This is a genomic window from Paenibacillus sp. OAE614, from assembly GCF_040546645.1.
GTDB lineage: Bacteria > Bacillota > Bacilli > Paenibacillales > Paenibacillaceae > Paenibacillus_AQ > Paenibacillus_AQ favisporus.
This window is the reverse complement of the sequence record NZ_JBEPOD010000001.1, coordinates 6,526,301-6,540,971: the sequence shown is the minus strand read 5'-3', so window position 1 is coordinate 6,540,971 and position 14,671 is coordinate 6,526,301. Positions and strand designations below refer to the sequence as shown.

Genomic DNA, 14,671 nt, shown 5'->3' with positions numbered 1-14,671 from the left:
GGTAAACCGACAGGGAGGATGCAGGAATGATCAATTTGGAGTCCAGACTCGAAAATGTGGAAGACGAATTCGTCAATATTGACAGCTACCTATGCAAACATGATTTTTCGCTGGCCGGCAACTGGGATTATAAGCACGGCTATCTGGATAAGCGCCTTGACCAGGAAAGAATGGTGTGGCTGCGGATCCCTTTTCATGTAACCAAAGGCAACCTGGACGGCGAATGCGGCGGCTGCCGGGCGACCGTTAAGCTGGGACGTCCTTTCGTATTCAAGTATGTATACAACACGGGAACTGACAAGCATGCCATGCCCCATCTGCTCGGCGCCTTATTCGACCAGTTTCAGGCACCGCTCGATCCTGACGCACATCTGGAGGACGAGTGGGTACAGCGCGCAAGAAGCGTTCTGCAGGAAGTGGAGCTGGGGTACTTACCCTAAGGATTTCGCCGTAAATTAGAGCAGCTTGGTCAAATTCGTTTGGCCGGGCTGCTTTTTGTTTTGTATAGGAAAGCGGAGCGAAAACGGCGGGGATCGCCGGAGCTTACGTGTTTCTTTTTATACAGCCATCGTTTGTTTCATAGAGTACAATAGGAGAACTACAGGGAAGAAAGGAGGTGTCAGTCAATGAAATACATGGAGACGGCGGAACTTCCGGACGAGCTGTACGAGCTGCTGGACGGCAGGGAGCTGATCACGAAGCAGCATGAGGCGATGATGCTGATGACCGTAACGGAGGAGGGCTGGCCGCATACGGCCATGATCAGTGTAGGCGAGATCGTCGCCCTGGACCGGGGGCAGGTCCGGCTGGCCATGTGGAACGGAACCGCGACGACCCGAAACATGATTCGTACGGGAAAAGCAACGCTCGTTCTGGTCTACTCCGGTAAGGCCTTTTACGTAAAGCTTGCGCTGAGACTTCTGCCGGTGCTTCCCGCAGCCAAGCATCCACGGGAGCGTTTTGAGGCGGACATCCTATCCGTCCGAGCGGATGTGGCCGCGTATGCGGACATTAGGTCCGGCATCCAGGTCGACTTTAAGGAGCCCGAAGCTGTGCTCACCCGCTGGTATGAGACGTTAGCCGAGCTGAGGTTGTAGAAAGACAGCCGAATGCCGATAAAGGTGCTTCGGCCATCCCCGGACTGGGCAGATGCCTGGTCTGAGGATGCCGCATAACGCGGTTCAGCTATCATGAGTTTACGTCGATAGGGCTTTTCTTCTGATCTTTCGTGCTTTGTTCGGAATTTATGCAACATGACTTTGAAAGCGCAATCATTCGTATATACAATAACATTACGAAATTCACACTTGGAAAAAGAGGGTGATTCGCATATGAGATCCTGGCTCCTCACGCGCTTTCCCCCGCTACACTCGATTGTCGTGCAGCTCTTCCTCTTCTTTTTCTTCGGGATGACTCTTCCTGTCCTTATAGGAGGTTTTTTGTCCTACCACAAATCGTCCTTGATCGTTGAACAGCAGGTCAGCAAGGTGGCCGCGCTAACGATCGTGCAGGTCAGCGACAAGCTGAACATGTTTTTCAAGAAACTGGATGACTCCTCGATGATGGTATTAAACAGCAAAATCGTCCACAACATTTTGGAGCAAAGGCAGGGCGACAACGCCTATGAAACGACGCTCAAGGTGAAGGACGGTAAAGATATGCTGACCTCGATTATGATCAATTCACCGGAAATTCTCGATATTTATATTTTTGATGTCAAAGGCAAAAACTCGGTGCTCAGCGCAGATTCCCTCATGTCGATCCCAAATCAGTGGGATTCCGACTGGTACAAAGCCATTTTGAAGGCGAACGGCAATACCGTATGGTTTGGACTCTCCGAAACCTCATACCTGAAAAAGACCGGGATGGGCTTCCCGGTGTTCGGTCTCGGCAGGGCCATCCGCAGCTGGGAGACCGGCGAAATTATCGGCGTCATGTTTGTCGAGGTGATGGGGAACGTGCTGATCGATGAGCTGAACCGCGTTCAATTCGGCGATACGGGATATGTCTACATCGTCAACGACCGGAATCAGTATTTCTACCATCCCGACCCGGATGAGTACGGCCAAACGTCGAAGCTGCCGCTGCCGACCCGGAAGACGCAGCTGCGCGAAGGACGGCGCAACACGCTGATGATTCCCGAGCTGCTCGACAACGACTGGCGCGTCGTCGGCGTCGTGCCGCTGGAGGAGATGACAGCTGATTCGGCCAGTATCCGGAACCTGACGGTGTTGATTACCCTCTGCTCGATCGTGCTGGCGATCGGCATGGGCTATTACGTTACACGCAGAATCGGAAATCCGCTCGTCAACTTAAGCCGCTTGATGCGCAAAGGGGAAGCCGGCGACCTGACCATTCGCAGCCGCAGCGTCGGACGCAACGAAATCGGCCAGCTTGGACGCAGCTTCAACAAGATGATCGAACAGATCGAGCTGCTCATCGAGCGGATTGCCAAGGAGGAATCTGAGAAGAAGAAGGCCGAAATCCGGGCGCTTCGGTACCAGATCAATCCGCATTTTCTGTACAACACGCTGAATTCGATCCGCTGGCTGGCCAAGCTGAACCGCACGAACGATGTCGACCAGGCCGTCACCTCGCTCGTCCAGCTGCTCGAGGTCAGTATGGGGCGCAGTGGCGTCTTTATCCAGCTAGGCGAGGAGCTGGACTTGCTGCAGAAATATATGGTCATTCAAGGGTACCGATATGACAACGCCATCACCCTGCTTATCGATTGTCCCGATGAGCTGAAGCAAATCCCGATTCCGCGCATGCTGCTGCAGCCGATCGTGGAGAACGCGGTCTTCCACGGTATCGCGCCCAAAGACGAACCGGGTACGATTGAGATCCGCGCGCGCCAAGAAGGGGAGGAGATCATCGTCAGCATCGCCGACGACGGCGTAGGTATGAGCGAAGAGCGGCTGGCCCACATCTTCGCCGACGATCGTGCCCATCATCACCGGGGGATGACCAACATCGGGCTGCGCCATGTGCACCAAACGATTCGGCTGTATTACGGCAGCGGATACGGGGTCAGCGTGACCAGCGAGCTCATGCAGGGGACAGAGGTCACGATTACTTTTTCAAATTTAAAGGGGGATCAGGATGTACAAAGTGCTGTTGGTTGATGATGAAGCCATCGCAAGAATGGGGATTCGGTCTACTTTTGAGTGGGAAGTCAACGGATTCGAGCTGGTGGGAGAAGCCTCCAACGGCCAGCGGGCGATGAAATGGGTCGAAAGCAAGGAGATCGACATTCTGATTACCGATATTGCCATGCCGGTCATGGATGGGCTTGAGCTGGCGCGCAGGACGAGGGAAATCTGTCCTTGGGTCAAGGTGCTCCTGCTCAGCTGCCACAGCGACTTCGAGTACGTCCGCGAGGGGATTCGGCTGGGTGCCTTTGACTATATTTTAAAGCCGATGCTGAGTGCGGAGTCGCTGAAAACGGTGCTGTATGAAATGCGCCACAGCCTACAGAAGGAGAAGGAGGATCACCGTATTCTGGAGCAGTACAAAGAAAAAAACAGCGCAGATCCGGCGGTTGCCGTGATGCCGCTGCCCCTCCCTGCGGATTGTCCGCCTCCGGATAAATCGCTGCACCAACGGATCGTCCAGCAGGCGGTCGAGTATATTTCGGAGCATTTCACAGAGTCGATCTCTCTGCAGCAGGTTGCCGACAAGGTGTGTGTCAGCCGCAACTACTTCAGTGAAATGTTCAAGCGGGTCACCGGACACAATTTCATCGATTACTTGATTACGCTGCGGGTGAACCGGGCTAAGGAGCTTCTGCAAAATCCAACGCTGAAGGTATATGAGGTCGCGGAGATGTCCGGCTTCAATGACACCAAGCATTTCAGCAAGCAGTTCAAAAAGGTCGTCGGACTGACGCCCGCGGAATTCCAGGGCATGCCGCGAAGATAAGGTGCTTCGCACGATATATAAGCTGAACTAAAGAATAGGATGCAGGGCAAGGGAGTAAAACGATTCCGAAGAAGCGAAGCGGTCGCATTTGGCTTTCGGATTTCTGCCTTATTAGGATCCATCAAAGAAATCCGAAAACAAGAGCGATCGTAGGAACTTTTTGCGTACTTGCCTCCATCATCCATTTGGAATAGTTCAACTTATATAGTCAAAAACACAGGAAAACATGACACGATTTCGGAAATATGTGCCGTTCAAAAGGCGAAGGGCGCCGTTTTATAATAATAACGTAAGCGTTTTCACACCAAGATGCTAATCCGATGACTACTCTTTTGAATGGGGGAGTAAAGAAATGAAGAAGCTCAGAAAGTCCTTGCTAGCGGTGGTATTGTTGGCGTCGGTTGTGCTGCAGGCATGCGGATCGGGTGGCGGCAGCGGCGATAACCAGGGAGCGGTGGCGGAAGACGGCAAAGGCAGCGGGGAGAAGGTCAAAATTAAATGGGCGACCTGGGGGAATCCCGGAGAGCTGACCCGCTTCCAGGAGTTTACGAAGGATTTCAACAAGAGGCATCCCGACATTGAGGCGGAGCTGATTCCGATCCCGGGGGAATACGACCAGAAAATTTTGACACAGCTGACGGGAGGAACCGCCCCTGACGTGTTTTATGCCGGCGATGGCTTCGTCGTGAAACTGATCGAGAATAAGAGCATCGAAGAAATGACGCCGAGAATGACGGCGGCAGACAGCAAAATCAAACCGGAAGACTACTTTGAAGGGTTGTGGGGCGCGGCCAAGCGTGACGACAAAATCTACGGCGTGCCGGTGGACTGCAATCCGATGGTGCTGTGGTATAACAAGAAAGTGCTGAACGACGCGGGAATTACGGAGATGCCGGCGGACCTTCAGGCGAAGGGTCAATGGACCTGGGACGCGTTCAAAGGCATGGTGGAGAAAATCCGCGACTCGAAAAAGTACGGTTACGTGCTGGATAACTCCTGGAACAGCTATTACAGCTGGGTAACGTCCAACGGCGGCAAAGTTTACGACGACAACGGCAAGTTCATCGGCTATGACGATCCGAAGGCGAAGGAAGCGTTCCAGTTCCTGTACGATAACGTGAAGGAGAAAAATATTACATTTGCCGGTACGCTGCCGAAGGGGCAGGGCGGTGACGCCATGTTTATGTCCAACCAAGTCGGATTCGTCGGTGCTGGACGCTGGTATCTGCCGCTGTTCAAGAAAAACTCCAGCCTGGAGTACGATGTCGTGACCTGGCCGACGAACACCGGGAACAAGATTGAACCGGCCGGAATTCCGACGGCATTCCTGGTTATGAACAGCGCATCGAAGCATAAAGACGCCGCCTATACCTTCTACTCCGAATTCCTGAGCTCCGATGGCCAGAAGTTCCGTCTGCAAGGCGGGGGTAATGCCGTTCCGTCCGTTCAAGGTGTGGATGACGTCGTTCTGGAAGGCAATCTGCCGGAGCATGCCCAGCTATTCCTCGATGCCCGTGAGGTGGGTTATTCGCTGACGCCGTTCGAGGCCGGCATCCCAGGATTGAGCACGGATATTACTTCCAAGTTCGAGGCATTGTGGCTCAAGAACGGCGAGTTGGACGCATCTCTCAAAGACATCCAGGAAATGGCCAACAAAAAAATCGACGATTATAAAAACGGCAAATAACGAAAGTCCGGAGGGAAGGAGCGCAGGGCACAGCGCAGCGTTCCTTCCCTCTTTCCATGCCGGCCGGCGGCTGGCGGCCAGCGCTTCATAAGGCGTAAATTGCAAGAGGAAGGTGGATGTTTATGCAGAATCAGACCGCCGATCGAACGGCTTCTGCGCCGGCCTTGCAGCCGGACAACAAACGGAAGACCGCTATGACGAGCAAGACATCGGATGGCATATGGGGCTATGTCTTTATTTTTCCCCAATTGGTCGGACTGCTGCTGTTCTCCTTAATTCCCCTGATTTCGGCTTTCGTGCTCAGCATGATGAAATGGGACGGGATGGGGGAGAAGCAGTTTGTCGGACTGGATAACTTCATCAATACGTTCAAGGATGAGGATTTCCGGATCGCCGTGGTTAACACGCTGTATTATACGGTGCTAACCGTGCCTACGGGTATTATTTTGGCGATGCTCATCGCGGTGGGCCTGAATCGGGTAAAAGGCAAGCTGATCTACAGACTTATTTATTTTATGCCGAACATTACGATGTCCGTGGCGGTCGCCGTCGTCTTTATGTGGCTGTTTAACGCCGATTTCGGGTTGATCAACCTTTATTTGAAGGAGTGGTTCGGGATCGACGGTCCCCGCTGGCTGACCGACACGCGGTTTGTTATGCCGTCGATCGCCATGCTCAGCGTCTGGATGGGGCTTGGCGGGAATATGGTTTTGTTCCTGGCCGGGCTGCAGGGCATATCCGCCAGCTATTACGAAGCGGCACAGATTGACGGCGCCAGCAAGTGGCAGCAGTTTGTCAATATAACCGTTCCGCTGCTGTCTCCGACGACCTTTTTCGTGACGATTATGACGATCATCGGTTCGTTTCAGGTGTTCGACCAGTCGTTCGTCATGACCTCCGGCGGGCCCGCGAAAGCGAGCTATACGATCGTGTTTCACATTTACGATTCGGCGTTCGTGGACTTTACGTTCGGGAAAAGCACGGCGACCGCAGTCATTTTGTTCATCATGATCTTGGCGCTGACGCTGTTCCAAATGAAAATGTCCAAACGCTGGGTCCATTACGAGGACTAGAATCGACCGGATAAGGAGGAGAACGCATGCAGACCAGAGGACTACGTTTGTCCACCGTCCTGCTTCATATTATATTGTTGATCGGCGCGTGCATTATGGCACTGCCGTTTGTATGGATGCTGCTCAGCTCGCTCAAGGATCTGTCCCAAGTTTTTATCGTGCCGCCCAAATGGATTCCCGATCCGTTCGTGTGGTCCAATTTCAAAACCTCGTTAACGGCTTTGCCCTTCGGAAGGGCGTATTTCAACAGCTTCTATATCAACATAATCGTCGTTGCTTCGCAGCTGTTCACCTGCTCGATGGCGGCTTACGCGTTTGCCAAGATCCGCTTTCCTTTCCGGGAGCCCCTCTTCGTCCTGTTTCTGGCGACGATGATGGTGCCGGGGCAAGTCACGATCATTCCCCTGTACTTGATGATGAAAAGCATCGGCTGGCTCGACTCGCATTTGTCGATCATTGTGCCCGCTGCGTTGTTTAACGCCTTCGGCGTGTTTCTGCTGCGCCAGTTTTTCAGAGGCATTCCGAAGGAGATGGAGGAGGCCGCCATCGTGGACGGTGCCAACCGCTGGACGATTTATGCGCGGATTATGCTGCCCCTGGTGAAACCGGCTTTGTCGGCGCTCGGCATTTTCACGTTCCTCGGCATGTGGAACAGCTTCTTCTATCCGCTCATTTTCCTGAACACTCCCGAAAAATTCACCGTTCCGATGATGCTGAACCTGTACCGCGGTATGTACTCCACGGACTGGACGCTCATGATGGCCGGCGCCTCGATTGCGCTGATTCCGGTGCTGATTGTGTATATTATCGGTCAACGGTATATCATCGAGGGCGTGACACTGTCCGGGATCAAGGGTTGACGGGTTGTGCTTATGTTTGGAGATAAGAAAGTATTAACTTCCCGGGCAAAACATCTTTATCTCGCAAGAAAAACTTCCGCTAAACGCGGTATGTCTTCTTATAAAGTACGTCGATAAACGTGTTTGTTAGCAAGTCGCCGCAGCGTGGCCAAATTTCTTTGGCCAGGCTGTTTTTCTTTGTAGATCTAAGCTGCCAAAAAGGCGGGGTGACCGAGCGCCAAGGAAATGGGGATAGCGGTATGGGGGAACGGTTGAAGGGGAGGACGATGCTTCTTGGAAATATAGGCAAGCTGCTCATTTTGCGAGGGAAATATGATACTCTATACTTTAGTTCAATCTATCTAGTGAAGAGAATTTTACGTTATCATGCCATGCATCGGAGCAGGGAACTCAGAGGGGGAACAAGATAGAACTTATGAATAAACGTTCACATACGGATGCGAAGGCAGGCGGCTCTACGGGCGCAGCTGCTTCCGGACAGGGCGCGAACCGGGTCTGGATGATTATTGTGCTGGGGGCGCTGTCGGCCTTCGGTCCGTTTTCGCTTGATATGTATTTGCCGTCTTTGCCGGAAATGGCCAAGTCGATGCACACGACGGCCTCGCTGACCCAGCTCAGCTTGACGTCCTGCCTGATCGGGCTTGCGGTAGGCCAGCTGCTGGCGGGGCCAATCAGCGATGTGAGGGGACGCCGCACGCCGCTGATGATCGGGATGGTGGTGTACGGGGTTTCGTCGCTGCTGTGCGCCTTCAGCCCGTCGATTGAGCTGCTGATTCTGCTCCGGTTTATCCAGGGCATTGCCGGCTCGGCGGGCATTGTCATTTCGAGAGCGGTCGTCCGGGACATGTACTCCGGGAGCGAGCTGACCAAGTTTTTCTCCATGCTGATGCTGGTGAATGGGGCGGCGCCGATTCTGTCGCCGATCCTGGGCGGGCAGCTGCTTCAGGTGACTTCGTGGCGCGGCGTATTTATCGTGCTGACCGCCATCGGGGTCGCCATGCTGCTGGCCGTCATGCTCGGGCTGCCGGAAACGCTGGCGCCCGGCAACCGCTCCGGCGGCGGGACGCTGGGCACGATGAAGACGTTCGGCAAGCTGCTGTGCGACGGCAAGTTCATGGGCCTGGCGCTCAGCTCAGGCTTCATATCAGCCGCCATGTTTGCCTACATTTCCGGCTCGCCGTTCGTGCTGCAGGAAATCTACGGGGTATCCCCGCAAATGTTCAGCGTGATCTTCGCCACGAACGGACTCGGGATCATTATCGCGGGGCAGATCACCGGCCGGTTGGCCGGACGCGTCAGCGAGAAAAAGCTGCTTGTGACCGGCATTACCCTGGCGACGATCGGCGGCGTGCTGCTGCTGATCCTGCTCGCCGCGGGGGCGGGCCTTGCGGCGATCCTGCCGCCGCTGTTCGTGGTCGTATCCTGCGTCGGCATCGTCGGAACCGCAGGTTCCTCGCTGGCTCTGCAGGATTACGGCCGCTCGGCAGGCAGCGCCTCGGCGCTGCTCGGGCTGCTCTCCTACATCTTCGGCGGGATCGTCAGCCCGCTCGTAGGCATCGGGGGCAGCACTTCGGCCCTGCCGATGGGCATCGTCATCGCCTGCGCGGACGTCGGCGCCGTGCTGTGCTACGTGCTGCTGGTGCGCAGGCACACGCGCGTCAGCCAAGCCGGCTCGACGGACGCCTCGGCAGGGCTGTGACGCCGGGGACGCCGTGGGTGGCCCGGCCGGAAGGCGGCCACCTGACCGCTGGGCCTGCAGCCTGCGCAGCGTAGAGGCGGCTGACGCGGTGCGAACTGAAAAAACCTTGAACGGGAACGTGCCGTTCAAGGTTTTTTTGTGTGCTTTGCAGCGGCAGTACTGCCAGGGGAAAAGGAAAAAGGGGCCACCCGCAGACAGGCGTCACGATCATCCGCTCATCCTTTGAGCCCATCTGTCAGGGATGAGCCGGTGTTTTCCCGAAAAACTGCGGCAAATATTCTTTGTTGGCCTCCAGCATCTCATCCAGCATCTTGATAGCTACTTCGACCGACGGCACAAGCGGGTGATGGGCCAGCGCTTGGATCGCCAGCCCGCGGTCACCGGTGACCGCGGCGTCGATGGCGAGCTGCTCATAGGTTTTGACGGCCTGGATCAGGCCGACGGCCATCCGCGGGATGCGCGTCACAGGCAGCGGGAGCGGCCCGTTCTTCGTTACGACGCAGTTGACCTCAATGCTGGCGTCACCGGGCAGGAACGGCAGCGTCCCGCGGTTGGCCACGTTCAGCGTCTGGATGTCATTAGTCCCGTTATAGAGCGACCGCATTAGGTTGACGGCGGCTTCGGAGTAAAAGGCGCCGCCGCGCTGTTCCAGCTGCTTCGGCTTCTCTTTCAGATGCGGGTCGCTGTACAGCTTAAACAGCTCCTCTTCGACCCGCTTCACGACCTCGGCGCGGTTGATGCCCTGATGGAAGGACTCGAGCTGCTCTTCCAGCATCGCGTCCGTCATGTAAAAATATTTTAAATAATATGAGGGCAGGGCACGCAGCGACTGCAGGAACTCGGGATTCCATTCGCGGGCCGGCACGTTCGAAGCGCTGTAGCCGGCGGTATCGGCGAGCAGTTCATCGAGTTTGTCTTCGCCCTCGACATCGACGCGGGTGACCCAGTGAAGATGATTCAGACCCACAAACTCAGCGTAGACCCGGTCAGGAGCGACCTGGTATTTGGCGGAAGTTTGCTTGATCAGGCCGATGGGCGCGTTGCATAACCCGATGCTGCGGACGTTGGAATACTTCAGGATGGCTTCGGTGACCATGCCGGCCGGGTTGGTAAAGTTAAGCAGCCAGGCGTTTGGCGCCAGCTCCTCCATATCCCGGCAAATATCGAGCAGGACCGGGATCGTCCGCAGCGCCTTCATCATGCCGCCGGGACCGGTCGTTTCCTGACCGATGACCCCGTACTTGAGCGGGATCGATTCGTCGCGTCCCCGGGCGTCCAGCATGCCTACGCGCATTTGGGTGCTGACGAAGTCGGCGCCTTCGATCGCTTTGCGGCGGTCGGTGGTCAGATGCACTTCGATCGGCAGTCCGGACTTCTCGACCATCCGTTTCGCCAGGCTGCCGACGATGTTCAGCTTCCGGAGACCTGGCTCGATATCGACGAGCCACAGCTCGCGGACCGGAAGCTCACGGTGATGCAGGATAAACCCTTCGACCAGCTCTGGCGTATATGAGGAGCCCCCGCCGATCACTGCTATTTTCAACCCCTGTTTTGAAGTCATGATCCTTCACTCCTATCGGGTAGTTTGGTGAATATGTTCAAAATCGCGGAACAGCCGCATCTGCTCATAGACCTGTTCCGGAATCGTTAAACCGTCCGCCTCCATAGCCGCCCATACGGCGCCGACGACCGGCTCGGTCGCTAGCGTCACGACCGAAGCGGCCGGTGCAACGGCACGGACGGCCTGCTCAATCGGGCTGCGGATCCATCCGCGGTCACCCCGCGTCAGCAGGCTGCCGGCAAGCACCACATCAAAGGCCTCGTTCTCCATACCGAGCCTGCGAATGACGGCAGCGGCCGATTTGCCGAGCTCTACGCCCTGGCGGTTCAAAATTTCCAGCGCCACCGCATCCTGGCCTGCAGCAGCTGCAAACAGCAGGCGTGCGGCGTCTACGGGCACGCTGCGCTGGTTATCGTAGAAATCGTCGAACATCTCGCCGACGGTATCGTAGCCCAGCAGGGACAACAGCAGTTCCGTCAGCTGCGTCGGCTGCTCGCGTCCGTCCCAGGCGCGGATGACGGAGCGGAACACCTCGATGTTCAAGGCTCCGCCTCCGCCAAAATCGCCGTACATGTAATCGAAACCGCCGCACTGCACGTGCTCGCCTTGCGGATTCCGGCCGGCGGCATTGGTGCCCGTGCCGCAGATGAGGGCGACCCCGTACGGCCGCTTCGTCCCTGCCCGGAGGCCGATGACGGTATCACAGTCGACCGAATAATCCGTGAAGCCCATATTTCGGATCATGGGATGCAGGATCCGGTAATCCGGCTCACGGTCGGCTCCCGCCAGGCCGAAGAAGGTGTGGCGGATGTCCGCAAGCTGCAGCCCGGCGTCGGTGATGGCACCAAAAGCGGCGCTCCGGATGCTCTCGGCGGCCACGGTGGCGTCAATTTGGTGATTTCCGTTGCCGCTCTGGCCTTTGCCGAGCACTTGCCCCTGTTCGTCGGTGAGCAGGGCATAGGTTTTGGTGCCTCCCCCGTCGATTCCCAAATAATAAGCCAATAGTCGTCACTCCTATATGATCAATTCATGCTTTTGCATTACATGATGATCCGGAGCTGGGTAATTAAAGTCAGGCTCGACGCCCAGGAACGGACGACTCCCGGACGATGAGCTCCGGATCGATTTTCAAGTTGGCTCCGCGCTTCATCGTACCGTCGATCCGCTTCAGCAGCATGTCGGCTGCGGCGATGCCGATCCGGTCTGCCGGCTGGCGTACCGTCGTCAGATACGGATGAAGCTGGGAGGATATGGTCTGGTCGTCATAGCCAACGACGGCTACCTGGCCGGGCACCTGAACGCCCGCTTCCATCAGCGCGTTCACCACGCCGAGGGCGATATTGTCGTCGCCGGCGAAGACCGCTTGCGGAAGCTGCCCTTCCTTCAGCCACCGTACGGCCGTTTCATAGCCGAACCCGATTTCAAAGTCTCCGTTTACGATTTCAAAGGGGGCAAGCCCCCGCTCGGACAGCGCCTGCATAAATCCGTCGCGTCTCTCCCGGGTACTTCGGAACATCTCCTGTCCGCACAAATGGGCGATGGACGTATATCCGTTATCGAGCAGATGGCTTGCTGCCGCATAGCCGCCCTTGAAGTTGTCGATCGTCACCGAGAAATTGTCGTTTTCCGGCTTCTGATTGTCGATCAGTACGTATGGAATGCCGCGTTTTTTTAATTCCACGATATAGTTGTCTTCTTCCATGGGGGAGAGCAGAATGAGCCCGTCCACCCGGTCCTCCTGAATCAGGTAATGGCTCTCGTCCGAACCGATGCCCGTCGATACCGAAATGGCCAGGTAGTAGCCGTGAAGCGCTAACACTTCGTTCAGCTCTTTGACAACGGCATCAAAGAAGGAATCCTGCAGGGTCGTTACAATCAGGCCGATGATGCCGGTTTTCCCGCGGGCAAGGCTCCGGGCGGCGGCGTTCGGGTGGTATCCCAGCTCTTTGATCGCATCGAGCACTTTCTGCCGGTTTTTTTCCCGGACGGTTTCGGCCCCGTTCAACACGCGGGATACCGTTACGACGGACAGTCCTGATTTTTTGGCAACGTCAAAAATACTTACTTTCATCTCTCATTTCTCCTTGGGCAGATTTTTCCGTACCTATAAACTTATCCCTAGTATACATGGACGGAAGTCTGTCCGCGAAGCATGGGATGGCATAAACCAGATACCGCCCCAAGAGGACGGCATCCGATCGCCGATACGTCGTAAAAAGGTATAACGAATTGAATTGAATCGGATATCTACATTATAAAATTATGGCCCGCCCCACCGAGGAGGACATTTTTACGATGGAAGGGGAAATTTCTCTATTCATGTTCCACAAACTTTCCGTTTACCGCTTGATGATCTCCTGCAGCTTCTTCTGGATCGTCGGCATGACTTCTTCTACCGTCTTGTGCCCGCTTTCGATCGGCTGCATCTCGTTAATGAACATGTCGTTGATTTGCGAGTAGTTTGTGATCAGGTGGTTATAGGACTCAAAGCCGTATTTAATGGCGCCTTCGTATACGTTCTTAATATCCTGTGGGTCGACGCCCTCAAAATGTTGGTAATAAGCCTCAGCTGCCTGCGTGTTGACCGGCGGATTGCCTCCGCTGAGCTCGATGGATTTCTCCTGCACCTCGGCGGTGACCAGATACTTGATCCATTCAAAAGCTTCCTTCGGATGCTTGGAACCTTTCAGGATCATGAGCGGATCGACGTACAGCGTGCTGCGCACCTTGTCGTTGCCGCCCCAAGGCACGGCCGCTACGCCCACTTTGAACGGAAAATCGTTGGCCCCCGCGAGATTCCACGAACCGCCGACGGACATGCCGATTTTGCCGGCGACGAAGGGATCGCCGTTCTGACCGGCGACGCTTTTGCTCCACTCGGTCGTCGGGGAGACCTTCTCTTTGAAAATCAAACCGAACAGCTTGTTATACGCCGCCATCACTTCCGGCGAATCGAAATGGGTAGCGGAAGGAACGCCGCCGTTGGTCCAGGTGTCTTCCGAATAAGGCTCGGCCCCGAAGTAGAGAGGGCGGTTATCGCGCTCAGCCCAGGTAAAGTCCACGCCGTACTGGGTTTTGGCGATGTCGTCCGAAACAACGGTCAGCTTCTTGGCGTCTTCGACCATTTTGTCGAACGTCCAGCTCTTGTCCTCATAATCGCTCGGCGGATAAGGCACCTTCGCCGCGTCGAACATATCCTTGTTGTAGAGCATCAGCGTGACATACATATTGACCGGAATGCCGTAAGTACGGTCCTTTACCTTGTAGATGCTCATCAGGTTGTCCGGAATGCCGTAATCCCCGGCCTTGAATCCGTCCTCCTGGATGATGTCCGTCATATCCAGCAGCATATCCTTGTTGTAATATTCGGCAAATCCGCCGTAGCCGTAATGGCTGGTGACGTCCGGGGACTTGCCGCCGGCGATCAGTGTCTGCAGCTTGCTGTCAAACTGCTCGTAAGGCGCTTTTTCGACCTTGACCTTAATATTCGTGTGCTTTGCTTCAAAGTCGGGAATCAGCTTCTCGACGAACGTGCGGTCTTCCGAGTCGATCGTGTAGTGGGTAATCGTCACTGTGCCGCCTTTATCGCCCCCTGCGGAGCTCTCGCCTCCGGAAACCACATCGCCCGCCGATTTGCCGCCGCTGCAGCCGGACAGCGCGGCGGCAACCAACATCAGCGTCGTCAGAAGAAGGGCAAAACCTGATCTTTTCCTGTTCTTGTTCATGAACCGATACCTCCATTGCCTTCATGTAATGGGTGCTGCTGCTGTCTGAACTTGTTGAAGTAAAAGCCGGCTTGCTAGTCCTGTGGGGAAGGTGCTTGCAGCATGCCGGTTCGACGGCGCCCCGGTGGCGCTTGAGGATGACTGC

At 55.7% G+C, this 14,671-nt stretch carries 12 protein-coding genes; 8 read left to right on the top strand and 4 right to left on the bottom strand.

Annotated features, from left to right (window positions below):
• Positions 1–26 precede the first annotated feature (26 nt).
• The 8 genes from ABIE48_RS29970 to ABIE48_RS29935 all read left to right on the top strand — a co-directional run bounded on the left by ABIE48_RS29970 (position 27) and on the right by ABIE48_RS29935 (position 9,240).
• Complete coding sequence (locus ABIE48_RS29970) at positions 27–440, top strand: YugN-like family protein (protein ID WP_076173024.1); 414 nt, start codon at positions 27–29, stop codon at positions 438–440.
• 195 nt (positions 441–635) lie between these two features.
• A complete protein-coding gene (locus ABIE48_RS29965; RefSeq protein ID WP_192716201.1) occupies positions 636–1,097 on the top strand; it encodes a pyridoxamine 5'-phosphate oxidase family protein in 462 nt (153 codons plus the stop codon).
• A 342-nt stretch (positions 1,098–1,439) separates the two neighbouring features.
• Positions 1,440–3,125: a sensor histidine kinase gene (locus ABIE48_RS29960; RefSeq protein WP_354520246.1), complete on the top strand. Its 1,686-nt coding sequence runs from the start codon at positions 1,440–1,442 to the stop codon at positions 3,123–3,125.
• Positions 3,103–3,921, top strand: a complete 819-nt coding sequence (locus ABIE48_RS29955) for a response regulator transcription factor (protein WP_076173022.1) — start codon at positions 3,103–3,105, stop codon at positions 3,919–3,921. The genes ABIE48_RS29960 and ABIE48_RS29955 overlap by 23 nt, the downstream gene beginning before the upstream one ends.
• A gap of 352 nt (positions 3,922–4,273) precedes the next feature.
• On the top strand, positions 4,274–5,608 hold the full coding sequence (locus tag ABIE48_RS29950; protein ID WP_192716089.1) for an ABC transporter substrate-binding protein: 1,335 nt from the start codon (positions 4,274–4,276) through the stop codon (positions 5,606–5,608).
• Positions 5,609–5,802: 194 nt separating this feature from the next.
• A complete protein-coding gene (locus tag ABIE48_RS29945) occupies positions 5,803–6,681 on the top strand; it encodes a carbohydrate ABC transporter permease (protein ID WP_145027462.1) in 879 nt (292 codons plus the stop codon).
• A gap of 26 nt (positions 6,682–6,707) precedes the next feature.
• Entirely contained in the window at positions 6,708–7,541 is an 834-nt protein-coding gene (locus tag ABIE48_RS29940) for a carbohydrate ABC transporter permease (protein WP_076173020.1), read from the top strand.
• 499 nt (positions 7,542–8,040) lie between these two features.
• Entirely contained in the window at positions 8,041–9,240 is a 1,200-nt protein-coding gene (locus ABIE48_RS29935; protein WP_354520741.1) for a multidrug effflux MFS transporter, read from the top strand.
• Positions 9,241–9,475: 235 nt separating this feature from the next.
• Here ABIE48_RS29935 and ABIE48_RS29930 read toward each other — a convergent pair whose 3' ends face one another.
• The 4 genes from ABIE48_RS29930 to ABIE48_RS29915 all read right to left on the bottom strand — a co-directional run bounded on the left by ABIE48_RS29930 (position 9,476) and on the right by ABIE48_RS29915 (position 14,526).
• Complete coding sequence (locus ABIE48_RS29930; protein ID WP_192716087.1) at positions 9,476–10,801, bottom strand: 6-phospho-beta-glucosidase; 1,326 nt, start codon at positions 10,799–10,801, stop codon at positions 9,476–9,478.
• 12 nt (positions 10,802–10,813) lie between these two features.
• Positions 10,814–11,803, bottom strand: a complete 990-nt coding sequence (locus ABIE48_RS29925; RefSeq protein ID WP_192716086.1) for an N-acetylglucosamine kinase — start codon at positions 11,801–11,803, stop codon at positions 10,814–10,816.
• A gap of 70 nt (positions 11,804–11,873) precedes the next feature.
• Positions 11,874–12,872, bottom strand: coding sequence for a LacI family DNA-binding transcriptional regulator (locus ABIE48_RS29920; protein ID WP_152399536.1), 999 nt, complete (start codon positions 12,870–12,872; stop codon positions 11,874–11,876).
• A 268-nt stretch (positions 12,873–13,140) separates the two neighbouring features.
• Entirely contained in the window at positions 13,141–14,526 is a 1,386-nt protein-coding gene (locus ABIE48_RS29915) for an ABC transporter substrate-binding protein (RefSeq protein ID WP_192716085.1), read from the bottom strand.
• Positions 14,527–14,671: the final 145 nt, after the last annotated feature.